This window comes from Actinophytocola sp. (assembly GCF_035942955.1).
GTDB lineage: Bacteria > Actinomycetota > Actinomycetes > Mycobacteriales > Pseudonocardiaceae > DASYTH01.
In genome coordinates, this window is sequence record NZ_DASZCQ010000281.1 from 1 (window position 1) to 21,101 (window position 21,101).

Annotated in this window: 21 protein-coding genes and 2 pseudogenes; 18 read left to right on the forward strand and 5 right to left on the reverse strand. The window is 72.5% G+C overall.

Features of this window, described 5'->3' with window-relative positions:
- Together VGX25_RS28465 and VGX25_RS28470 are read right to left on the reverse strand one after the other, a co-directional pair.
- Positions 1 to 468: pseudogene (locus tag VGX25_RS28465) on the reverse strand (hypothetical protein); the annotation flags it as partial.
- Positions 468 to 647, reverse strand: coding sequence for a hypothetical protein (locus VGX25_RS28470; protein WP_326921003.1), 180 nt, complete (start codon positions 645 to 647; stop codon positions 468 to 470). The pseudogene VGX25_RS28465 and the gene VGX25_RS28470, both read right to left, overlap by 1 nt.
- Positions 648 to 940: 293 nt before the next feature.
- On the opposite strand from VGX25_RS28470, the gene VGX25_RS28475 reads away from it, so the two are divergent.
- Genes VGX25_RS28475 through VGX25_RS28490 form a run of 4 tightly spaced genes read left to right on the forward strand, consistent with a single transcriptional unit; the run spans position 941 to position 3,798 of the window.
- The gene (locus tag VGX25_RS28475; RefSeq protein WP_326921004.1) at positions 941 to 1,750 is read left to right on the forward strand and encodes an AfsR/SARP family transcriptional regulator; all 810 of its coding nucleotides are present in this window, start codon (positions 941 to 943) and stop codon (positions 1,748 to 1,750) included.
- Between the two features lie 35 nt (positions 1,751 to 1,785).
- Positions 1,786 to 2,595, forward strand: coding sequence for an AfsR/SARP family transcriptional regulator (locus VGX25_RS28480; RefSeq protein WP_326921005.1), 810 nt, complete (start codon positions 1,786 to 1,788; stop codon positions 2,593 to 2,595).
- Entirely contained in the window at positions 2,592 to 3,023 is a 432-nt protein-coding gene (locus VGX25_RS28485; RefSeq protein WP_326921006.1) for an acyl-CoA thioesterase, read from the forward strand. The genes VGX25_RS28480 and VGX25_RS28485 overlap by 4 nt, the downstream gene beginning before the upstream one ends.
- A gap of 4 nt (positions 3,024 to 3,027) precedes the next feature.
- Positions 3,028 to 3,798, forward strand: coding sequence for a sulfite exporter TauE/SafE family protein (locus tag VGX25_RS28490; RefSeq protein WP_326921007.1), 771 nt, complete (start codon positions 3,028 to 3,030; stop codon positions 3,796 to 3,798).
- A gap of 3 nt (positions 3,799 to 3,801) precedes the next feature.
- Here the strand turns inward: VGX25_RS28490 and VGX25_RS28495 are convergent, their stop codons facing one another.
- From VGX25_RS28495 to VGX25_RS28505, 3 genes are read right to left on the reverse strand one after another with little or no spacing between them, the layout of a single operon-like run.
- Entirely contained in the window at positions 3,802 to 4,554 is a 753-nt protein-coding gene (locus VGX25_RS28495) for an inositol monophosphatase family protein (protein ID WP_326921008.1), read from the reverse strand.
- Between the two features lie 22 nt (positions 4,555 to 4,576).
- Complete coding sequence (locus VGX25_RS28500) at positions 4,577 to 5,230, reverse strand: HAD-IA family hydrolase (RefSeq protein WP_326921009.1); 654 nt, start codon at positions 5,228 to 5,230, stop codon at positions 4,577 to 4,579.
- A 5-nt stretch (positions 5,231 to 5,235) separates the two neighbouring features.
- A complete protein-coding gene (locus VGX25_RS28505) occupies positions 5,236 to 6,414 on the reverse strand; it encodes an MFS transporter (protein WP_326921010.1) in 1,179 nt (392 codons plus the stop codon).
- A gap of 244 nt (positions 6,415 to 6,658) precedes the next feature.
- On the opposite strand from VGX25_RS28505, the gene VGX25_RS28510 reads away from it, so the two are divergent.
- From VGX25_RS28510 to VGX25_RS28575, 14 genes and pseudogenes are all read left to right on the forward strand, one after another.
- Positions 6,659 to 7,921, forward strand: coding sequence for an aspartate kinase (locus VGX25_RS28510; protein WP_326921011.1), 1,263 nt, complete (start codon positions 6,659 to 6,661; stop codon positions 7,919 to 7,921).
- A gap of 30 nt (positions 7,922 to 7,951) precedes the next feature.
- Entirely contained in the window at positions 7,952 to 8,779 is an 828-nt protein-coding gene (locus VGX25_RS28515; protein WP_326921012.1) for a 2-amino-3,7-dideoxy-D-threo-hept-6-ulosonate synthase, read from the forward strand.
- Positions 8,780 to 8,841: 62 nt separating this feature from the next.
- On the forward strand, positions 8,842 to 9,741 hold the full coding sequence (locus tag VGX25_RS28520; protein ID WP_326921013.1) for a family 3 encapsulin nanocompartment shell protein: 900 nt from the start codon (positions 8,842 to 8,844) through the stop codon (positions 9,739 to 9,741).
- Complete coding sequence (locus tag VGX25_RS28525) at positions 9,738 to 10,697, forward strand: sulfotransferase (RefSeq protein WP_326921014.1); 960 nt, start codon at positions 9,738 to 9,740, stop codon at positions 10,695 to 10,697. The genes VGX25_RS28520 and VGX25_RS28525 overlap by 4 nt, the downstream gene beginning before the upstream one ends.
- Positions 10,697 to 11,455 carry an SDR family oxidoreductase gene (locus tag VGX25_RS28530; RefSeq protein WP_326921015.1) on the forward strand — a complete coding sequence of 253 codons (759 nt, stop codon included), beginning with the start codon at positions 10,697 to 10,699 and terminating at the stop codon, positions 11,453 to 11,455. The genes VGX25_RS28525 and VGX25_RS28530 overlap by 1 nt, the downstream gene beginning before the upstream one ends.
- A gap of 31 nt (positions 11,456 to 11,486) precedes the next feature.
- On the forward strand, positions 11,487 to 13,145 hold the full coding sequence (locus tag VGX25_RS28535; RefSeq protein ID WP_326921016.1) for an AMP-binding protein: 1,659 nt from the start codon (positions 11,487 to 11,489) through the stop codon (positions 13,143 to 13,145).
- 27 nt (positions 13,146 to 13,172) lie between these two features.
- The gene (locus VGX25_RS28540; protein ID WP_326921017.1) at positions 13,173 to 14,318 is read left to right on the forward strand and encodes an acyl-CoA dehydrogenase family protein; all 1,146 of its coding nucleotides are present in this window, start codon (positions 13,173 to 13,175) and stop codon (positions 14,316 to 14,318) included.
- A 23-nt stretch (positions 14,319 to 14,341) separates the two neighbouring features.
- Positions 14,342 to 14,884: an adenylyl-sulfate kinase gene (gene cysC, locus VGX25_RS28545; protein ID WP_326921018.1), complete on the forward strand. Its 543-nt coding sequence runs from the start codon at positions 14,342 to 14,344 to the stop codon at positions 14,882 to 14,884.
- On the forward strand, positions 14,884 to 15,801 hold the full coding sequence (gene cysD, locus VGX25_RS28550; protein WP_326921019.1) for a sulfate adenylyltransferase subunit CysD: 918 nt from the start codon (positions 14,884 to 14,886) through the stop codon (positions 15,799 to 15,801). The genes cysC and cysD overlap by 1 nt, the downstream gene beginning before the upstream one ends.
- A gap of 98 nt (positions 15,802 to 15,899) precedes the next feature.
- On the forward strand, positions 15,900 to 17,174 hold the full coding sequence (locus VGX25_RS28555; protein ID WP_414636008.1) for a sulfate adenylyltransferase subunit 1: 1,275 nt from the start codon (positions 15,900 to 15,902) through the stop codon (positions 17,172 to 17,174).
- Positions 17,171 to 18,760, forward strand: coding sequence for an aldehyde dehydrogenase (locus VGX25_RS28560; protein WP_326921021.1), 1,590 nt, complete (start codon positions 17,171 to 17,173; stop codon positions 18,758 to 18,760). Before VGX25_RS28555 ends, VGX25_RS28560 begins: the two co-directional genes overlap by 4 nt.
- Positions 18,757 to 19,221, forward strand: a complete 465-nt coding sequence (locus VGX25_RS28565; RefSeq protein WP_326921022.1) for a type II toxin-antitoxin system RatA family toxin — start codon at positions 18,757 to 18,759, stop codon at positions 19,219 to 19,221. Before VGX25_RS28560 ends, VGX25_RS28565 begins: the two co-directional genes overlap by 4 nt.
- 14 nt (positions 19,222 to 19,235) lie before the next feature.
- The gene (locus VGX25_RS28570; protein WP_326921023.1) at positions 19,236 to 19,814 is read left to right on the forward strand and encodes a hypothetical protein; all 579 of its coding nucleotides are present in this window, start codon (positions 19,236 to 19,238) and stop codon (positions 19,812 to 19,814) included.
- 12 nt (positions 19,815 to 19,826) lie between these two features.
- A pseudogene (locus VGX25_RS28575) lies at positions 19,827 to 21,086 on the forward strand (MFS transporter); the annotation flags it as partial.
- Positions 21,087 to 21,101 lie beyond the last annotated feature (15 nt).

Genomic DNA, 21,101 nt, shown 5'->3' on the forward strand with positions numbered 1-21,101 from the left:
GCGCGGCGGGTCGAGCGGGTCGGCGCGGTGGGCGTCGGCGCCGGCCGCGCGCAGCGCGGCCAGCGTGGCGGCGGGGTCGACCGCACCAACGCCGGACACCCGGACGGACCCGGCCGTGACGGCGGTGATCGCCGCCGCCGCGTCAAGGCCGCCGGCTTCCCAGTAGGCCAGGACGGCCGGGGCGGCCCCGGCCAGCTCGGGCGGCCGCACCGCAAGCAACCCCGCCTCGGACAGCCGCAGCACGATCGCGGCGACCTGCTCGGGGGTGATGCCGTCCGGCGCCGCCTCGAACAGGTTCTCCAGGTCCCGCGTGCCGTCCAGCAGCCCGGCAAGCGCGTCGATGTGCGGTCCCTTGAGCATCGTCACGCCACGCTCGTCGAACAGATAGGCCCCCTTGCCGGGCGCCACCTCCACCCGTAAGTGGTGCTTGAACCCCAGCCGGGGGGCCATCGTCGCCGCGCCGTCCATCAGGACCCGATTCGCACCGATCCGAAGCACTGCGTGGGAAGCAGCGCCGCGTCGTTCCGGTTGGCCCAGTGGCTGAACCGCTCGATCACCAACTCGGCCTGGCGCGGCCGGGACGTCTGCCCACGCAGCGCCGTTAACAGCGATTGCACGTCGTGCCCGGCATATGCGTTCGCTCTCACCTTGACCTCCACGATCGTCGAGCTCGTATCACGATTGACGCAAGAGAATATTGTCCGCGACACTTCCCGGCGGACCAGTGGCCGTCTCACAGGTCACCGTATGAAACCGTCATGCCCGACCCGTTATATAGCTCAGCCCCCATTCGGGGGATGCATTCCTCATGGGTCGAGCCCGAGGTTCTCATGGCCCTATTCATGATCAACGCACTGCTCCCGGCGGTATCTCGTGTGCGAACGTGGATGACCAGGAACGGCGCCGGACCGGGGCCGTTGGCCAACCTAGGAGGTGCGCGATGCGGGTTTCGGTGCTCGGCGCGCTGGAAGTGGAGGAGAACGGTCGGATCATCACCCCGACCGCCAGCAAGATGCGGCAGGTCATCGCGTTGCTCGCGGTGCACGCGGGTCAGGTGGTCACGGTCCGGACGTTGACCGACGAGCTGTGGGGGCCGACCCCGCCACGCAGCCCGGTGCAGTCCGTCCAGACCTACGTGCTGCACCTGCGGAAGCTGATCGACGACGCCCATCCCGACGATCCGCCGGGCCTCGGCAAGGAGATCCTGGCCACCAGGCACTCCGGCTACCTGCTCGACCTGCCACCGGAAGGCTTGGACGTGCACCGGTACGAGCAGCTGGCCGACGCCGGCCAGCGCGCCCTGAGCTGCGGCGACTACGAGCGGGCCTCCCGGCTGCTCAACGCCGCGCTAGCGATGTGGCGCGGACCGGCGCTGGTCGACGTGCAGGCCGGCCCGCCGCTCGGTGTCAAGATCAGCGGCCTCGAGGAGAGCCGGCTCGGTGTGCAGGAGGCACGCATCGACGCCGACCTGCGGCTCGGCCGGCACAACCAGATACTCGGCGAGCTCGGCGAGCTCAACGCCCGCTATCCCATGCACGAAACGGTGTGCGCGCAGTACATGACCGCGCTGTACCGGGCCGGGCGGACGTGGCGGGCGCTTGAGGTGTTCCGCGCCCTGCGCGAGGCGCTGGTGTCCGAGCTCGGCCTGGAGCCGTCCGGCCGGGTTCGGCAGCTCCAACACGCGATCTTGAACGCCGACCCGGCACTGGATCCGCCGGGCGACCGGGTCGCACAGCTCGCGGCGCGGTGACGCCGGCCGAAGCGGAACACACATCCGGACGAACCATGGGTATATCCGAGGTAACCGTACGCTGCTTGGGCGATTTCGGACTGCATGTCGACGGGACACCGGTGAACGGTTGGCGTGCCGGAAAGGCGCGAAACCTGTTCCAGTATCTCCTCATGAACCGCGGTCGCCTCGTCCGGCGCGAAACGCTGTTCGAGACGTTGTGGCCGGACGGGGAATGGTCGCCGAGCACGAGCCTGCTCAAGGTCGCCATGCACTCGGTCCGGCGAACCCTCGAGCAGGCCGGCATCTCCGCCGCGCGGTTCGTCGACGTCGTCAGCCGCGACCACGGCTACCTGCTGCGGACCGGCGACGGCATCCGGATCGACCTCGACGAGTTCGACGCCAGCATGGCCGCCGGCCGGGCCGCGGAGGCCCGCGGCGACCACGCGGTCGCGGTGGCCGCGTACGGGCGGGCGGCCGAGCTGTACGTCGGTGACTTCCTTGCGGCCGAGAGCGCCGACTGGATCACCGCGCACCGCCAGTGCTACCGCACGCTCGTGCTGTACGCGCTGACCTACCTGCGGGCCGACGCGCTGCGCAGGGGCGACCACGCGGCGGTGATCGAGCTGTGCCGGCGGATCCTCGAGATCGATCCTTACCACGAGGAGATGTACCAGACCCTGATGCTCCTGCACGGCCAGCGGGGCGAGCTGGGCCAGGTACGCAACTGGCACCGGCTGTGCGTCCAGCGGCTGCGCGACGACCTCGAGCTGCCGCCGTCGGAGACCACCCGGCGGATCTTCCACCGGGCGGTGCGCGGTGAGCTGCGATCCCCGGCCCCGGCGATCGCGGGCTCGGTTGCGTGACCAGGCGCAGCTACCGGTACCGGCACCTGACGACGCTGGCCGAGACCAGCGCCGCCGGCACCGTCTACTTCTGCCACTACGTGTGCTGGCAGGGGCGCTGCCGGGAGCGGTTTCTCGCCGACCACGCGCCCGGCGTGCTCGGCGCGCTGCGGGACGGGACGGTCGTCATGGTCACGCTGTCGACCGCCATGAACTACTACGCCGAATGCCTCGCCTTCGAGGTGATCGAGGTGCTGATGACCCCGCGGGCCGAGGCGGGCAACCGCGTGGTGCTCGACTTCGACTTCCAGCGCGCCGACCGGCTCGTCGCGCGCGGCACTCAGACCGTGCGCTACCTGCGGCGGTCGGCCGGCGGCACGCTGCCCGCCGAGATCCCGGCCGAGCTGCTGCGCGCGCTTGGCCGGTTCGACTCCGACGAACCGGTGTGACCTCGTGGACTGGACCCTCGTGCTCGCCGCGTTCGGTGTCGGCGTCGTCGTCGGCCTGACCGGGATGGGCGGCGGCGCACTCATGACGCCGTTGCTGGTGCTGTTCTTCGGGGTGCCGCCGCTGGCCGCGGTGTCAAGCGACCTGGTGGCCAGTGCGGTCATGAAGCCGGTCGGCTCACTCGTCCACCTGCGCAACGGAACCGTGCGCACCGACGTGGTCGCCCGGCTGTGCGCCGGCTCGGTGCCCGCCGCGTTCACCGCGGCGCTGCTCACCAGCACGCTCGCCGACACCGTGGACGTCGACCTGCTGATCCGGCGCGCCCTCGGCGTGGCGCTGCTGCTTGCCGCGGCCGCCATGGTGATCAGGGTGTGGACGCGGGACGGCGCGGCCCGGCCCCGTCCCCGGCTCACGCTGCGGGCCCGGCCCGCGCCCCTGGTCGCGGTCGGCGTCCTCGGCGGGCTCGTGGTCGGCTGCACCTCGGTCGGCTCCGGCTCCTTGATCATGATCGTGCTGATGTCGCTGTATCCCCGGCTGTCGGCCGCCGAGCTGGTGGGCACCGACCTGGCCCAGGCGGTTCCGCTGGTCGCCGCCGCGGCGGCCGGGCACCTGCTGTTCGGCGACTTCCGGATCGCCGTGACGATTCCGGTGCTGCTGGGCGCCATCCCCGGAACCTGGCTCGGCGCCCGGCTGTCCTGCCGCCTGCACGGCGGCGTGCTGCGCTGCGCGCTCGCGGTGGTCCTGTGCGCCTCGGCGGTCAAACTCCTCGGTGCCTAGCGGTCAGCTCGACCGGGCGAGCGCACCCAGCAGGGTGTCGCGGTGCGCGGGATGGCACACCAGCAGGTCGGGCAGCCGCGGCGACGGGTTGTTGTAGACGAGGGCGCTGCCGTCCAGCCGGGACGCGTGCGCACCCGCCGCCCTTGCGACGGCGACCGGCGCCGCGCTGTCCCACTCGTACTGCCCGCCGGCGTGCAGGTAGGCGTCGACCTCGCCGGTGAGCACGGCGACCGTCTTGGCGCCGGCCGAACCCATCGGCACGACGTCGACGTCGAGGTTCGCCCGCACGCGGTCGACGACGGCCGGGCGGCGGGTGCGGCTGACCGCGATCCGAATCCGCCGGCCGGACCGCCGGTCGCGATCAGGCAGCCGCGGCGGCCGGTCGGTGCCGAGCACGATGCCGGCGGCCGGCATGGCCACCGCGCCTGCGACCGGTTGGTCGCGCACGACCAGCGCGACGTGCACGGCCCAGTCCGTCCGGTCCCGCTCGGCGAACTCGCGGGTGCCGTCCAGCGGGTCCACCACCCACACCCGGTGTGGCCGGGCACGGGTGGGGGCGTCGCCGCCCTCCTCGGACAGGATCGCGTCGGTGGGCCGGCAGGTGCGCAACGCCCGGGTCAGCAGCGTGTGCGAGACCCGGTCACCGGCCCGGCCCAGCTCGGACCCGGTCAGCCGGGGACGGTCCAGCCGCAGTTGGAGCAGTAGGTCGCCCGCGGCCGCGGCGAGCCGGCGAGCGAGCTCGTGGTCATCAGACATGACAAGTTCGTCGCAGGTCGAGTCAGGCTGCTGCCAATCGGTCGGGGTAGGTCACGACGACCTCCCCCGGGGTGGTGTCGAACCGGACCGCTGAAAGGTCCTCGACGGCGAAGTGCGGGCCGTCCGGTCCCACCGGCACGGTGCCGCCGACGGCCAGCACCGTGCAGCCCGCGGCCCGTCCCGCGGCCACGCCCACCGTGGTGTCCTCGACGACGAGGCAACGCGCCGGCGGCACCCCCAGCAGCCGCGCACCGAGGAGGTAGGCGGCCGGGTCGGGCTTGCCGCGCGGCACGTCCTCGGCGGTCACCACCACCGCGGGCGGGCGCAGCCCGGTGGCGGCCATCCGGGCCACGGTCACATCGCGCGAGCTCGACGTGACGATGGCCCGGCGGTCGCCGGTGGCCCGCAGGGCCTCGGCCGCGCCGGGCAGCACCACCACGCCGTCGAGGTCATGGGTGGCGATGTGGGTGTAGCGCGCCAGCGCCGCGTCGAACCGGTCCGGCGGCAGCAGATCGGCCACGATCCGCTTGGCCGGCTTGCCCGACATGCCGGCCAGCCGGCGCACGTCGACCCCCTCCTCGACCGCCCATCGCCGCCAGGCCCTGCGGACCGCGGCCGTCGAGTCGATGAGCGTGCCGTCCAGGTCGAACAGCACCGCAAGGTAGCTCGTCCGCATCCGGATCATCCCTCCCTGACGCCGGCCGGGACCGGCTCGGTTGGCGCGGGCGCCTGGGCCGCCGGCCCGCGGACGGTCACCAGCGCGGCGACGATGCCGAGCGCGACCAGGCCGAGCACCGCGCCGAGGATCGAGACCGCGGTCAACCCGCCGAGGTCGAGCGCAAGCCCGCCGAGTCCGGCGCCGGCGACGATGCCGATGTTGAAGCCCGAGACGGCGAACGACACGGCAAGGTCGCCGCCAGGACCCGCGGCCCGGTACAGCGCGGCCTGGACGGCGGGCACGAACGACCACGCGGCCAGTTGCCACACGCCGACCAGGACGATCGCGCCCGCCGGGGTGGTCACCACCGGCAGCACCGCGAGCAGCGCCGCCGCGGTCACCGCGGAGGTGATCAGCAGCGTGGCCCGCGGCCGCAGGTCGGCGCCGCGCCCGCCGAGCAGGTTGCCGCCCACCGCGCACACGCCCACGAGGAACAGCACGACGGTGACAAGGGCGTCGGACACTCCGGCCCGGTTTTGCAGTAATGGCACCAGATACGTGTAGACGGTGAAGGACGCGCCCCAGAACACGACGATCGCGCTCAGCCCGATGATCACCGGCCGGCTGCCGAGCGCGCGGAGCCGAACACCCAGCGGCGGCCCCTCGTCCGCTCCGGACCTCGGCACCACGACCGCCACCAGAACCAGCGCGAGCAGCGCGAGCCCGCCGATGCCCAGCATCGGCAGCCGCCACCCGGAGTTCTGGCCGAGCAGGGTGCTCACCGGCACCCCGAGCATCGTCGCCGTGCTGACGCCTGCGACGATCGTGGCCATCGCCGTGGCCCGTTTGTCCGGCCGGGCCAGCTTGGCCGCCACCGCGATCGCGGTGGCCAGATAGAGGCCCATCATCCCGCCGGACAGGATGCGCGATCCCAGCAGCACGGCGAAGTTCGGCGCGAGCCCGGCGGTCGCGTGCCCGACGACGAACACGGCCAGCGAGCCGAGCAGGACCCGCCGCCGGTCCACCCTGGCGAACACCGCGGCCAGCAGCGGGGCGCCGATGGCGAACGCGACCGCGTTGAGCGTCACCAGCTGCCCGGTCGCCGCCTCGGAGACCGCAAGGTCCCCGGCGATCTGCGGGAGCAGACCGACGACCACGAACTCCGTGCAGGACACCGCGAAAGCACCCGCGAACAACGCCATTATCCAGCTAGTTCTCACAATGCCTCCCACGGGGGAACGGCCGAGTGCCCAGGATGGCCCGGGACGGTTATTCGCCGGTTACGATCGCCGCGGGGCGACTCCGGCGTCCGGCGCTGGTGCGGGCATAACCCGCGATTAACTCAGCGCCATAGCCTGGTCTCAGGTCGTATTCGACCCGTCAATTCGTGTGGCGACAGATGTCACCCATTTGTGGGATATGGTCTGCCGAATTCCTGGAGCGACATTGGAGATCTTGGTTCAGAAGTACGGCGGCAGCTCGCTGGCCACCGACCGCCAGGTCGTCCTGGTCGCGCGCCGGGTGGCCAGGGCGCACCGGCGCGGCGCGAGCGTGATCGTCGTGGTGTCGGCACGCGGCGACACCACCGACGACCTGCTGCGCGCGGCGGGGCTGGTCGGCGTGGCGCCGGACCCCGTCGAGACCGACAAGCTGCTGGCGACCGGCGAGACCGCCTCGGCCGCCCTGCTGGCGATCGCGCTGCGCGGGCTTGGTGTGCCGGCGGTGTCGCTGACCGGGCCCGAGGCCGGGTTGCGCGCGGTCGGCCGGCCCGGTCACGGGGTGGTGGCCAGCGTCGCGGTCGAGCCCGTGCGCCGCTGGCTGACCGAGCGGCACGTCGTGGTGGTGGCCGGCTTCCAGGCCGCCAGTGACCATGGCCCGGTCATCACGCTCGGCCGGGGCGGGTCGGACACCTCGGCGGTCGCGCTGGCCGTGGCGCACGGCGCGGACCGCTGCGAGATCCACACCGACGTCGACGGCGTGCGCAGGGCCGACCCGCGCATCGTCACCAAGCCGGCCCGGCTGCCCGAGATCGACGCCGGCCTCATGGCCGAGATGGCGTTCTCCGGCGCCCGGGTGATCCACACGCGGGCGGTCGAGCTCGCCGCCGCCCACGGCATCGACATCACCGTGCACAACTCCGCCCGGCTCGGCCGGGGCAGCACGATCATCGGAAGGAGAACGGGCATGCTCGACCCGGGAACGATCGAGGGCCGCGCCGGCGTGGCCGCCGTCACCCACCAGCTCGCCGTCGGCCAGCTGTTCGTCCGCACCTCCCGCGGCCGGCTCCCCACCGCGGCGGCGATCTTCGACGCGCTGGCGCAGCGGCAGATCACGGTCGACTCGGTGACCTGGCGGACCCGGCCCGACGGCGAGCTCGAGCTGTCCTGCTGCATCCCGGAGTCCGCCGTGGTGGACGCACGGGCGGCGGTGAACCGGATCGCCGGCAACGGCGGCGCCGCCTGGGTGCGGCGGTCCCTTGCGACCGTCTCGGCGGTGGGCACCGGGCTGCTGAGCCGGCCCGGCCTGACCGCGCTGGCCATGCGGGCGTTCCTGGAGACCGGCATCGACGCCGAGTGCGTGTCCGCCAGCCAGGCCCGCATCACGTTCCTGGTGCCGGCCGAGCAGGTCCACGACGCGGTGTCCGCGCTGTACCGCCAGTTCGGTCTCGGTCGCGCCGGCCGGGCCGAGCCGGCCCTCGCCACGGCCTGACCGCCGGTCTCCAGTCGAAGGGAGCTTTCGTTGACCTGGCAAGCCTTGAGCGCCGACACCCGGCCGGTCGGCAGGACGCACCACGCGTTCGGCACCCGGCTGCGCCTCAACCGGCTCAGCGACCGCGGCGACGGCCGGCTGATGATCGTCCCGCTGGACCATTCGATCACCGACGGGCCGATCGTGTCCGGTGACTCGATCAACGGCCTGGTCGGCGCGCTCGTCGAGGCCGGTGTGGACGCGGTCGTGCTGCACAAGGGCGCCGCCCGCAGCGTCGACCCCGGGCATTTCGCGCGCACCTCGCTGATCGTGCATCTGAGCGCCAGCACGAAGCACGCCCCGGACCCGGATGCCAAGTACCTGGTCGCCAGCGTCGAGGCGGCGATGCGGCTGGGCGCCGACGCGGTCAGCGTGCACGTGAACATGGGCTCGCGGCACGAGGCCGGTCAGATCGCCGACCTGGCCAACGTCGCCGAGCTGTGCGACCGGTGGAACCTGCCGCTGCTGGCGATGATGTACGCGCGCGGACCACGGATCAACAACACCACCGACCCCGCGCTGGTGGCCCACGCCGCCACCATCGCCGCCGACCTGGGCGCCGACCTGGTCAAGGTCAGCTATCCGGGCACCGCGCAGGACCTGGCCGCGCTGGTCCGTGGGTGCCCCATCCCGGTGGTGGTGGCCGGCGGCCCGCCGGTGGACGACCGGGCCGCGCTGCTGGACCGGGTCGGCGCGGTGATCGGCGCGGGCGCGGCGGGCGTGGCGATCGGCCGCAACGTGTTCCGCTCGCCCGATCCCCGTTCGCTGGCCGGAGACATCGTGCACGCGGTGCACGGCCGGGTGGCGGTCGCCGCCTAGCGGCGGTTTGCGGGTCCGGCGACATCCCCTTCGTCCAGTCCCCACCGAAAGCAAGGACAGCCATGACCGACGCACAGATCAAGCAGTCCCGCCAGGTGCTCGCCGATCCGTCGATGACCCACAGCACGCCAGGCGAGGAGTTCGCCCAGGCCGCGGCGCTCAGCTCGAACGAGCGGGACATCGTGGTGCCGTTCCGGGCCTACCTCCCCGAGGCATTCCCGTTGTTCGCCCACCGGCCCCGGTTCACCGTCCGCCACCTGATGAAGATGGCGACCGTGCGGGACGAGGACATCCCGTACATCCGCGAGCCGCAACCGGACACCGACGACCACATCGTCTCCGGCACCACCTTCGAGACCACCCCGGAGTCGTCGCTGCAGCCGACGCTGGAATGCGCCCAGCTCACCGACATCAGCGTGGCCGTTCCGGTGCCGGCGCGGCTGCTCAACTCGCCCCGCCTGCTCGCCGCGTTCATCGACTACCGGCTGCTGGTCCGGTTCGGGACGAGGGAGAACCAGATCCTGCTGCACGGCGACAAGCGCGGCGCCGTGCCGGGACTGCTGACCCTGTCCGGGATGCGCAGCGTGCGCACCGGCAAGGACGCGGTCGACGTACTGGCCTCGGCCTCGGCGATCGTCGAGGAGACCGGGGGTTCCTGCGACGGCATCGTCGCGCACACCGCGGTCTACTGGCAGGCCGTCGAGTCCGGTCTGCTGCACAAGCTGACCGAGGCCGGGATCCGGATCGCCCGCACCCGGATGATCCCGCGCGACTGCGTGCTGCTCGGCGACTTCCGCGCCGCGGTGACGTTCCTCGATCCCGGCGTGTCGGCGCTGATCCTGCACCGCAGGACCGAGCAGGACGGCACAGACACCCTCGAGGCGCGCAGCCGGATGGGCCTCGCGGTGCACCTGCCGCAGCACTTCGTGCTCGTCGAGGCGAACAAGGTGGCGGAGGTGTGACCGTGCCGCCCACGATCCTCTACATCACCGGCATGACCCGGTGCGGCAGCACCATGATCGGCAACGTGCTCAACGAGGTCCCCGGCGCCGTGCACGTCGGCGAGCTGCATTTCCTGTGGCGCAACGGGATCCTGAACTCGGGCACGAACTCGACCTGCGGCTGCGGCGCCGCTCTCGCCGAGTGTCCACTGTGGTCGGATATTTCGTCCTCAGTAGACGGCATGGACATGGACACCGCGCGGGCGATGGTGTCCGTGCAGGAAAGGCGGTTCCGCCCCAGGCACACCCCGGCCAGGCTGGCCGAGTCGCGTGGCCCGCTGCACCCACCCGCAGACGTGGCGTGGGCCACCTCGGTCTTCGCCGAGCTGTACCGCGCCATCGCCGACCGGTGCGCCGCCCGGGTCGTCGTCGACGGCTCCAAGACCCCGGCCGAGGCGGCGGCCCTGCTCGGCCGGGACGATCTCGACGTCCGTGTCCTGCACGTGGTCCGGGATCCGCGGGCGACGGTGTTCTCCTACCGGCTCGACAAGAGCTACGTGCGGCGCAAGAGCGCGGCGCGCAGCCTGCGCGACTGGTCCGCCGCCAACCTGGCGTCCGAGCTGCTTTCCTTGCGTGCCAACGGAAACTACCTACGCGTGCGGCACGAGGACGTGGGTCGGGCGCCGAGGGCGGTGATCGGCGAGATCATGCGGTTCGCCGGCCTGGCCGGCGCCAACCCGGTCGACCCGGCCGGCCGCGTCGACCTCGGCGGCAACCACACCGTCACCGGCAACCCCGACCGGCTCAACCGGGGACCCGTGGCGATCCGCTGTGACGAGCGGTGGCGCGCGGAGCTGCCCCGGCCGGCGCGGCTGCTGGCCGCGGTGGCGGCCGGCCCGCAGCTGCTCCGGTACGGATACCCGCTCATGGCCCGAGATTCCGGCGCGACGCCGGTCGACAGGGAGAGGACGAGTTGATGGATCTGGGACTGGCCGGCAAGGTCGCCATGGTGGCCGCGGCGAGCAGCGGCCTCGGCCTCGGCGTGGCCCGCGCGCTCGCCGCCGAGGGCGCGCACGTGTCGCTGTGCGCACGGGGCGCGGACCGGCTCGCCATGGCACACGGCGAGATCGACGCACTCGGCGACGGCAAGGTGCGCAGCGAGGTCGTCGACATGAACGACCCGGCGGCCATCCGGGCCTGGGTGGACAACACCCGGCACGACTTCGGCGCCATCGACATCGTGGTCAGCCACACCGGCGGCGTGCGCCAGGGCAGCGTGTCCGAGTTCGGCGTCGATGACTACCGCGAGGCGCTGGACACCGCCCTGATCCCGCACGTCGCGCTGGTCCTTGCCGCCAAGCCGCACCTCGAGCGGGCCGGCTGGGGCCGGGTGCTGATGATCACCTCCGAGTCGGTGCGCCAGCCGATGCCGCACAACGTGCTGTCCGGCGTGGCCCGGCTCGGCGTGCTCGGCTTCGCCCGCAACCTGGTGCACGGGTTCGGCGACCGCGGGGTCACGGTGAACGTGCTCGCACCCGGCTACCACGACACGCCGGCGCTGCGCGGACCGTCGGGCGCCGACGTCGCCGCGGCCGCGGCCGAGGTGCCGCTGAGGTCCGTCGGCGACCCGGACGACTTCGGCGCGCTGGCCGCGTTCCTGGCCAGCCGGCAGGCCTCGTTCGTCACCGGCGCGCTGCTGCTCGTCGACGGCGGGAACACCCGTGCCGTCCCCTGACCGATCTCCGACCCCGAGGAGGGTTGCTGCGATGAAGGTGCCCGACGAGTTGGCCGAGAAGTACTACGCCGAGGGTCTGTGGCGCAGGGACGCCACGCTGCTGGACGACCTGCGCGCGGCCGCCCGGCGACACCCCGACCGGCGCGCGGTGGTTGTGTACCATGTGGACGGTCGAGATCCGGAGTCGGTGACCTACGCCGAGCTTGAGCGGGCGGTCGAGCGGATCGCGGCCGGGCTGGCCGGCCTCGGCGTCGGCCGGGGCGACGTGGTCACCCTGCAGCTGCCCAACTGCTGGCAGCTGCTGGCGCTGTGCCTGGCCTGCGCCCGGATCGGGGCCATCGCGGGTCCGGTGCCGACCATCATGCGGCAGCGCGAGCTCGGGTTCATCACCGGCCTGACCGAGAGTCCCGTCTACATCGGACCGGTCGGCTTCCGCGGCTTCGGCTACGCCGAGCTGAGCGAGGAGGTCGCGCGGCGGGTGCCGACGATCCGGCACCGGGTGCTGATCGGCGCCGCCGACGCGGATCCGACCACACCCGGACTGACCGGCGCGCTGGACTTCGACACCGCGCTGCTGGCCGGCCCCTCGACGCCGGGCAGCGTGCTCGGCGACACCGCGGGGCGGGAGGCCGGTCCGGACGACGTCGCCTACGTCATGTTCACCTCGGGAACCACCGGTGAGCCCAAGGGCGTGCTGCACAGCTACAACACGCTGCACGCCACCAACCGGATGCAGGCCGAGGTACTGCACCTGACCGGCGACGAGGTGACCGCGATGGGCTCGCCGGTCACCTACAACGCCGGCTACACGTGGAACTTCGTGATGCCGATCATGCTGGGCGCCACCTGCGTTCACGTCGACTCCTGGCACGCCGACCTGATGCTGCGCGTCCTCGAGGCCGAACGCGTGACGTTCTTCATGGGCGCGCCGCCGTTCCTCGTCGACCTCATCGCCGCGCAGCGCCGGCACGGACGTGACCTGTCGGCGTTGCGCACCTTCGCCACCGGCAGCGCGCCGATCCCCCCGGTCCTCGTCGAGCAGGCCCGTGACGTGCTCGGCTGCCGGGTCTACGCGCTGTGGGGAATGACCGAGAACGGCGCCCCGACGATCACCAGGCCGGAGGACCCGCCGATGCGGGCCGCCGAGAGCGACGGCACCCCGATGCCGGGCATGGCGGTGCGCATCGTCGACCGCACCGGCGCGCCGGTGCCGCCCGGCGAGGTCGGCCGGCTCCAGGTGCGCGGCGCGTTCCAGTGCCTTGGCTACTTCCGGCGGCCGCAGGTGTACGCCCAGGCGCTGACCGACGACGGCTGGTTCGACACCGGCGACCTGGCCCGCGACGACGGCTACGGCGGGATCCGGATCGCCGGGCGGGAAAAGGACATGATCTCGCGGGGCGGGGTGAAGATCCCGGTCGTCGAGGTGGAGGCGGCGCTGCTGCGGCACCCGCGGGTCAAGGACGTCGCGGTGATCGGCTATCCCGACGAGCGCCTCGGCGAGCGGGCGTGCGCGGTGATCGTGCCGGACGGTCCGGCGCCGGACCTGCCGGCGCTCCGTGAGCACCTCACCGCCGTCGGGATGGCCAAGCAGTACTGGCCGGAGCGGGTCGAGCTCGCCGAGGAGCTGCCCAAGACCCCCAGCGGCAAGGTGCAGAAGTTCAAGCTGCGCGAGCTGCTGGGCGCCGCCTGACCGGGCCGTGCGGAAGCGAGGTGGAAAGTGGAGTTCCAGTTCTCCGACGAGCAGCAGGCGCTGGCCGAGAAGGTCCGCGGGTTCGTCGCCGACCAGGTCGCGCCGGCCGCGCGCGAGCACGACCGGACCGGGCGGTTCCCGCCGTCCATGGTCGGCGAGCTGGCCAGGGCGGGCCTGTTCGGGTTGGGCATCGGCCATGAGCACGGCGGCAGCGGCCAGGGCGCCGTGGCCGTCGGGATCGCCATCGAGGAGCTGGCCAAGGTCGACCTGACCGCCAGCCTCCTGGTCCTCAACGCGGCGCTGATCGGCGGGATCATCGAGCGCACCGGCACCGAGCGGCAGCGCGCCGACTGGTTGCCGCCGATCGCGGCCGGCGAGGCGGTCGTTGCCCTGTGCCTCACCGAGCCCGACCACGGCACCGACGCGGCGGCGATCGAGCTGCGTGCCGACGCCGACGGCAGCCGCTGGCTGCTCAACGGCACGAAGACCTCCATCATGCTCGGCGCGTTCGCCACCCACGGCCTGGTGTTCGCCCGCACCGGCGGGCCGGGCGCCAGCGGCATCACGGCCTTCTACACCCGGCTGCAGCGGCCCGAGGTGCACCGCGAGCCGCTGCAGGACCTCGGCCTGCGTGCCGGCGGGCGGGCCACCCTGCGGTTCGCCGTCTGCCCGGTCTGGCCAGGCGACATCGTCGGCTCGCTCGGCACCGGCTTCGCCGGGGTGATGCGCGGGTTCGACTATTCACGCGCGCTCATCGCGCTCATGGCGGTGGCGGCGGCCGGGGTGTCGCTCGAGGAGGCGATGGAGTACGCCCGCCGGCGGATCACCTTCGGTGTCCCGCTCGGCCGGCACCAGGGGGTGGCATTCCCGCTCGTCGAGCACGCCACCCGGGTCCGGGCGGCCCGCCTGCTGGCCTACGAGGCGTTGTGGCGCAAGGACATGGGGCTCGACCACCGCACCGAGGCGAACATGGCCAAGTGGTGGGCGCCGCGGGTCGGGGTGGACGCCATCCAGCAGGCGTTGCTGACCCTCGGCCACCGCGGGTGGAGCACCGCCGAGCCGATCGAGCGCAGGCTGCGCGACGCGATCGGCCTGCAGATCGCCGACGGAACCGAGAACGCCACGAAGCTTGCCGTGGCGCGCCGGCTGCTCGGCCGCGAGTACGCCCCGTGAGGGCCAGGGAAGGAGAAAAGGCGATGACCACCACGCTGTGGCTGACCGGGCTGCCGAGCTCCGGGAAATCCACGCTTGGCCGCGCGCTCGCCGAGCGTTACCGGCCGCACCGGGCCGTCGAGCACCTCGACGGGGACCAGCTCCGCCGCGACCTGTTCCCGGAGCTCGGCTACGGCAAGGCGGACCGGATGGAGAACATCCGGCGGATCGGACGGCTGGCCACCATGCTGGCCGCGCACGACGTGCTGGTGATCGCCTCGGTGATCGCGCCGTACAGCGAGTCCCGGGCCGAGGTCCGCAGCGAGCACGAGGCGCGCGGCCTCAACTTCGTCGAGGTGCACGTGCATGCGCCCGTCGAGGTGTGCGCGAGCCGGGACGTCAAGGGGCTCTACGCGAGCGCGCGGCGGGGCGAGATCACCGGGCTCACCGGCTACGGCGACAACTACGAGGTCCCGGACAGCCCGGATGTCCGGGTCGACACGTCGACCATGAGCGTGGACGGGTGCCTTTCGGCCATCGACGACGCCCTCAACCGCGCCGAGCGGTTCGGACGGGAGGTGGCCTGATGAGCGCCCCAGCCACCACGCGGGCGGCCACCGCGACCATCGCCGCGCTCGAGGCCGAGGCCATCCACGTGCTGCGCGAGGCGGCCGGGGAGTTCGACCGGATCGCCCTGCTGTTCTCCGGCGGCAAGGACTCCACCGTGCTGGTCCACCTCGCCGTCCGCGCCTTCGCCCCGGCGCCACCGCCGATGGAGTTGTTGCATGTGGACACCGGGCACAACTTCCCCGAGGTGCTGGTGTTCCGCGACGACCTGGTGAAGCGGCTCGGCCTGCGGCTGCGGGTCGCGGCCGTCCAGGACTGGATCGACCGGGGTCAGCTGCAGGAGCGGCCCGACGGGATGCGCAATCCACTGCAGACGGTGCCGTTGCTGGAAACCATTGCCGAGCAACGGTACGACGCGGTCATCGGTGGCGGGCGCCGCGACGAGGAGCGGGCCCGGGCCAAGGAACGGGTGTTCAGCATCCGCGACGCGTTCGGGCAGTGGGATCCCAAGCGGCAGCGGGTGGAGCTGTGGAACCTCTACAACGGCATGCACCGGCCCGGTGAGCACGTCCGCGTGTTCCCCATCTCCAACTGGACCGAGCTGGACGTCTGGCGGTACATCGCCCAGCACGACATCGAGCTGCCCTCGCTGTACTTCGCCCACTCCCGCAAGGTGTTCCAGCGGGACGGGATGCTCCTCACGTCCGGCCCGTGGGGCGGCCCGCGCACCGGCGAGGAGGTCGTCGAGCGTGTCGTCCGGTACCGCACGGTCGGCGACGGGACGTGCACCGGGGCGGTCGAGTCGAACGCCGCGACCGTGGCCGACATCATCGACGAGATCACCACCAGCCGGCTGACCGAGCGCGGGGCGAGCCGGGCCGACGACCGGCTCTCCGAAGCGGCAATGGAGGACCGCAAGCGGGAGGGCTACTTCTGATGACTGAACGGCGGAGCCCGGGTAATGCCGCGGCACACGAGACGACCACACAGCGCGCAGAATCGCGGACAAGCGCGGCCGGAGACCTTTTGCGACTGGTGACCGCGGGCAGCGTGGACGACGGAAAGTCTACTTTGGTCGGTCGGTTGCTGTACGACACCAAGTCGGTGCTCAGCGACCAGCTCGAGGCCGTGCTGCGCAGCAGCGCCGAGCGCGGGCTGACCGACCCGGACCTATCGCTGCTCGTCGACGGCCTGCGAGCCGAGCGCGAGCAGGGCATCACGATCGACGTGGCCTACCGGTACTTCGCCACCCCGCGCCGGACGTTCGTGCTCGCCGACACCCCGGGTCACGTGCAGTACCTGCGCAACACGGTCACCGGCGCCTCCACCGCCGACCACGCCGTGCTGCTCGCCGACGCGCGCAAGGGGATGCTCCCGCAGACCCGGCGGCACCTGACGATCATGGCGCTGCTCGGCGTGCCGACGATCACGTTCGCGGTCAACAAGCTGGACCTGGTTGGCTTCGCCGAGGACGTGCACGAGTCGATCCGCGCGCAGCTTTTCGACTACGCGCTGGCGCTGGGGTACCGGGCCGACGAGCTGCTCGCGGTGCCGCTTTCCGCGCTGACCGGCGACAACGTCGTCACCCGGTCCGACAACACGCCCTGGTACGGCGGCCCGACGCTGATCGAGCGCCTTGAGGCGGTCGATCCCGACCCGCGCGGCTGTGACGTCGGGTTCCGGCTGCCGGTGCAGTACGCCGTGCGCGACGCCGCCAGCGGCTACCGCGGCTACGCCGGCCAGGTGGCGGCCGGACGGGTCGCCGCAGGCGACGAGATCGTCGTGCTGCCGGCGGGGCGAACGGCCGCCGTGGCGAGGATCGACACCCCGGACGGCCCCGTGCCGTCCGCCGGCCCCGGCGCCGCGGTGACCATCGTGCTGCGCGACGACGTGGACGTGTCCCGGGGCGACCTGCTGGCGTCGCCGGCCCGGCCGCCGCGGGTCACCGACGACCTGGACGCCACGGTGTGCTGGCTGGCCGACGATCCCCTGCGGGCGAGCGGCCGGCTGCTGCTCAAGCACGGCACCCGGACCACCAAGGCCCTGATCACCGGTCTGGTGTCGACGTTCGACGAGCAGAGCCTTGCGGTGACGCCGGAACCCCAGACGCTGCCGGCGGGGGCGATCGGCCAGGTGCGCCTGCGGGTGGCCGACCCGCTGCCGATCGACGACTACACCGACTGCCGGCCGACCGGCGCGTTCCTGCTGATCGACCCGGCCGACGGCAACACGGTCGCCGCGGGCCTGCTCGGCGACGCGCTGCACCGGGTGGCCGGCGCGCGGCCGGACGGCGACGGGGAGCGGCGATGAGCGCGATCATGCTGCCGGCCTACATCGGCGGCAAGGACGTCGAGCATCCGCGCGGGCGGTACGTGCACACCGTTGCCGTGCGGGCGATCCTCGAGGACACCTTCGCCGCCCTGTCCCTCAAGCGTGCCCTCGACGAAGGCCGGGTCGACCCCGAGCACGGCGGCGCGGCCGTGGCCGGCGGATGTGCCCTCGCCGACTCGGACATGATCCGCGACGCCGTCGAGGCGGCCGCGGCGGCCGCGCCGGAATGGGCCAGGGTCCCGCTGGCCACGCGGATCGAGCTGGGCGTGCGGATCGGCGAGCGGTTGCGCGAGTGCCGCGACCGCATCGTCGACCTCCTCGTCGCCGAGGGACAGCCACGCTCGCTGGCCGGCCCCTGCCTCGACGAGTACGAGCGCGCCGACTTCAGCCCGGAAACCTTGGCCTGGTGCGCAGAACAGATGGAGTTCGTCCGGGACACCGCGGGCCGCCGGTCGATCGTGCGCCGGGTTCCCGACGGCGTGGTCTGCGTCAACCCGCCGCAGAACGCCTCGACGCCCAACGCCTTGTTCGGCGTGACCGCCCTGCTCGCCGGGAACACGGCGGTGATCCGCGCGCCGCGCAGCGTCCCCCTCGCCACCACGTACGCGCTGCGCGAGGTGGTCGTGCCGGTGCTCGAGGAGCTCGGGGCTCCGCCGGGCACGCTCAACATCGTCTGCGGCCCGCCGATGATGGACGACTGGTTGGCCAGCCCCGACGTCGACGACATCGTCTACATCGGAAGCAGCGCCAAGGGGCTGGCGTTCGAACGCGCCGCGGTGGCGGCCGGCAAGAAGCCGATCCTCGAGCTCGCCGGCAACGACTGCGTGGTGGTCTGGCGCGACGCCGACCTCACCGGCGCGGTGCACGCGATCACCGAGAACTTCCGGCAGTCCGGCCAGATCTGCAACATCCCCAACCAGGTCGTGGCGCACCCGGAGATCGCCGACGAGTTGCTGGACCGGTTGGTGCGCTGCGCCGCCGGCACGAAGCCGGGTTACCCGGACGAGCCCGGCGTCGTGCTCACCCCGGTGCTGATGGCCGGCCAGTTCTTCGCCGACCTGACCGACGCCGTGGCCAAGGGGGCGACGCTGCGGCACGGCGGCCGGCGGCTGGAGGTGGACGGCAGCGTGTCCGAGACCGGCCTGTTCGTCGAGCCGACCGTGCTGCGCGTCGACGGGCTCGAGCTGGCCGCGACGGTGGACGCGGTGCGCAACGAGACCTTCTCGCCGCTGGTCCCGGTCGTCGTGCCGGAGCCGGCCGGTTCGGACGACGCGCTGCTCGACCGGGTGCTCGCGTTCGTCGCCGGCAACGCCTACGGGCTGCGGAACTCCTTCTGGACCAACGACGAGCGGGTGATCGACCGGGTCGTCGGCGAGGTCACCGGCTGCGGGGTGGTCAACGTCAACGACTCGCACTCGGCGTTCCGCCCGTTCCTGCCCACCCACGGCGGCACCGGGTTGACCGGCGGGGTGTTCGGCGAGGCGAACTACCTGATGCTGCGGACATCCCGGCTGCAGGGAGTCAACGTGGTGTCCGCGGGCGCCCCGACCGGGGGTTCCCGATGACCGACCACGCCATCCAGCTCGCGACGCCGCAACCGGCCGGTGAGGTGTTCGCCACCCTGCGCCGGTACGACCGGTTTCCCCGCTACGCCGGCGACATCCTGTCCGTCGCCGTCGACGGCGGCACGAGCCGCTGGGTGGCCGGGTTCCGCGGCGGCCTGGTCCGCTGGACCCAGCGGGACGTGCCCGACCCGGACCGGTTGCGGGTCGACTTCGAGCAGGTCGACGGCGACTTCGTGGACCTGTCTGGCGGCTACGCCGTCGAGCCGCACGGCTCGGGATGCCTTGTGGTGTACCGGGTCTCGGTGCGCACCAGCGTTCCGCACCTGGCCGGGGCGATCGATCCGATGGTGGCCCGCGTGCTGCTGCGCGCCGTGCTCGGGGTGGTCTCGGCGGCCTGCGGCCCGGCCGAGGTGCTGGCGGGCGCCGACGCACTGCAGGACCCCCCGCTGCCGGGGCGATGAGAGCTCCACGCACGGTGGCGGAGATCCGTTCGTCGATCCTCGCCGCGGCGGACCGGTCGTTGCGGTGGACCGGCTCTCCCCCGCTCCCCCAGGTCCACATGCTGGTCGAGGACTGCGAACACCCGTACGCCGGTCACGTCGTGCTGTCCCGACGCCCCCGCGGCGACGACCCGACCACCGCGGTCGCCGGCCTGGGTGTGCTGCCCGCCGTCCTCGGCGCCACCCGCGTGGTGGTCGCCTGGGACGCAGCGACCTTGCCCGGCTGCCGGCCCGCCCCGTCCGGCCCGTGCCGCCTTGTGATGGTCGACGCCGACCGGCGGGACCATGCGGTGACCCGGCACGTCTACGACATCCAGCTGTCCGCACTGTCCTTTGTGGGCGTTCCAGGATTCGTGCCGCGGTGGCGGCTCGAGTCGGATTCCCGGCGCGCACCGCTGCCGGATCCGGTCGACCGCCTGCTGACCGTGTGGCGCCACCGGTGGGACCGGGACGTCCCGCGGACCGTCGCCGCGTTGCGCCGCAACGGTTACCGGATCCACTGGTCTCGACCGTGGCGCCGGTGGGGCGGCGCGGCGCTGAGCGCGGCGAGTTAGGAGGTTCATGACATGGCAACGACTTCGACCCGCCCGCGCACCCCCGCCCGGGCGGCGAACCAGAGCACCCGCGCCGCCGTCGCCAGCTTTCTGGGCGCGTTGTTGGAATACTACGATCTCTATATCTACGCGTCGGCCGCGGCGCTGATCTTCGACCGGATATTCTTTCCCGACGCCGGCGACCTGGCGCTGCTGCTGTCCTTGTCCACCTTCGGCATCGCCTATGTCGCGCGCCCGCTCGGCGCGGTGATCCTCGGCCATGTCGGCGACAAGTTCGGCCGCCGGACCGCCCTGCTGGCGTCGCTGCTGCTGATGGGCGCGGCCACGGTCACCGTCGGCTGCCTGCCGAGCTACCAGTCCGCCGGCGACCTCGCGCCCGTGTTGCTGGTGGCCTGCCGGTTCCTGCAGGGCATCGCGGTCGGCGGGGAGGCCGCGGGCGCCACGGCGCTGACCCTCGAGCACGCGCCGCCCGGCCGGCGCGCGTTCTTCACGTGCTGGACGGTCAACGGCATTCAGGCGGGGTTCATCCTGGCGAGCCTGGTGTTCATCCCGATCTCGAACCTGCCCGAGGGCACGCTGCTGGCATGGGGCTGGCGGGTGCCGTTCTGGTCGAGCCTGCTCATCGTCGCGGTGGCGTTCGTGGTCCGCGTGACGCTGGTCGAGCCGGCGGCGTTCGCCGAGGTGGAGCGCCGGCCGGGCAACGCGGCCCGCATTCCGCTGACCGAGCTGATCCGCACCCACGGGGTCGACACGGTCCGGGTCGTGTTCTGCGCGCTGCTGGTCGTCGCGTCGAGCACGATTCCGGTCTGGGGATTGTCGTACGCGACGAAGACGGTCGGGATCGACACCGTGACCATGCTGTGGGTGGTTATTTTCGGCTATGCCGGAGCGCTGATCTTCCAACCCCTTTTCGCGCTTTTGTCCGACCGAATCGGCCGCAAGCCCGTGTTCGTTCTCGGCAACGTCGGCGTCGCCGTGTTCTGCCCGCTGTTCTTCCACGCGGTCGCCGCGGCCGACATTCCGCTGATGTACCTCGGGATATTCCTGTCCATCTCGGTGTTTTTCAGCGCCACGAACGCGACGTATCCGGCCTTCTTCGCCGAGATGTTCCACGCGCGGGTCCGGTACAGCGGCATGGCCGTCGGACTGCAGATCGGCCTGATCCTCGCCGGCTTCGCGCCGGCGCTGTCCAACTACTGGGTCGGCCGGGCCGGCGGCGACTGGGCTCCGGCGGCCATCCTCACCGCCGGCGCGTGCGCGATCGCCAGCCTCGCGGCCATGACCGCC

What these genes read in the sequence shown, in the direction of transcription:
- VGX25_RS28475 (WP_326921004.1), top strand. Translation starts at nt 941, where the DNA reads ATGCGGGTTTCGGTGCTCGGCGCGCTGGAAGTGGAGGAGAACGGTCGG.
- VGX25_RS28480 (WP_326921005.1), top strand. Translation starts at nt 1,786, where the DNA reads ATGGGTATATCCGAGGTAACCGTACGCTGCTTGGGCGATTTCGGACTG.
- VGX25_RS28495 (WP_326921008.1), bottom strand. Translation starts at nt 4,554, where the DNA reads ATGTCTGATGACCACGAGCTCGCTCGCCGGCTCGCCGCGGCCGCGGGC.
- VGX25_RS28500 (WP_326921009.1), bottom strand. Translation starts at nt 5,230, where the DNA reads ATGCGGACGAGCTACCTTGCGGTGCTGTTCGACCTGGACGGCACGCTC.
- VGX25_RS28505 (WP_326921010.1), bottom strand. Translation starts at nt 6,414, where the DNA reads ATGGCGTTGTTCGCGGGTGCTTTCGCGGTGTCCTGCACGGAGTTCGTG.
- VGX25_RS28520 (WP_326921013.1), top strand. Translation starts at nt 8,842, where the DNA reads ATGACCGACGCACAGATCAAGCAGTCCCGCCAGGTGCTCGCCGATCCG.
- VGX25_RS28530 (WP_326921015.1), top strand. Translation starts at nt 10,697, where the DNA reads ATGGATCTGGGACTGGCCGGCAAGGTCGCCATGGTGGCCGCGGCGAGC.
- VGX25_RS28535 (WP_326921016.1), top strand. Translation starts at nt 11,487, where the DNA reads ATGAAGGTGCCCGACGAGTTGGCCGAGAAGTACTACGCCGAGGGTCTG.
- cysC (WP_326921018.1), top strand. Translation starts at nt 14,342, where the DNA reads ATGACCACCACGCTGTGGCTGACCGGGCTGCCGAGCTCCGGGAAATCC.
- cysD (WP_326921019.1), top strand. Translation starts at nt 14,884, where the DNA reads ATGAGCGCCCCAGCCACCACGCGGGCGGCCACCGCGACCATCGCCGCG.
- VGX25_RS28560 (WP_326921021.1), top strand. Translation starts at nt 17,171, where the DNA reads ATGAGCGCGATCATGCTGCCGGCCTACATCGGCGGCAAGGACGTCGAG.
- VGX25_RS28565 (WP_326921022.1), top strand. Translation starts at nt 18,757, where the DNA reads ATGACCGACCACGCCATCCAGCTCGCGACGCCGCAACCGGCCGGTGAG.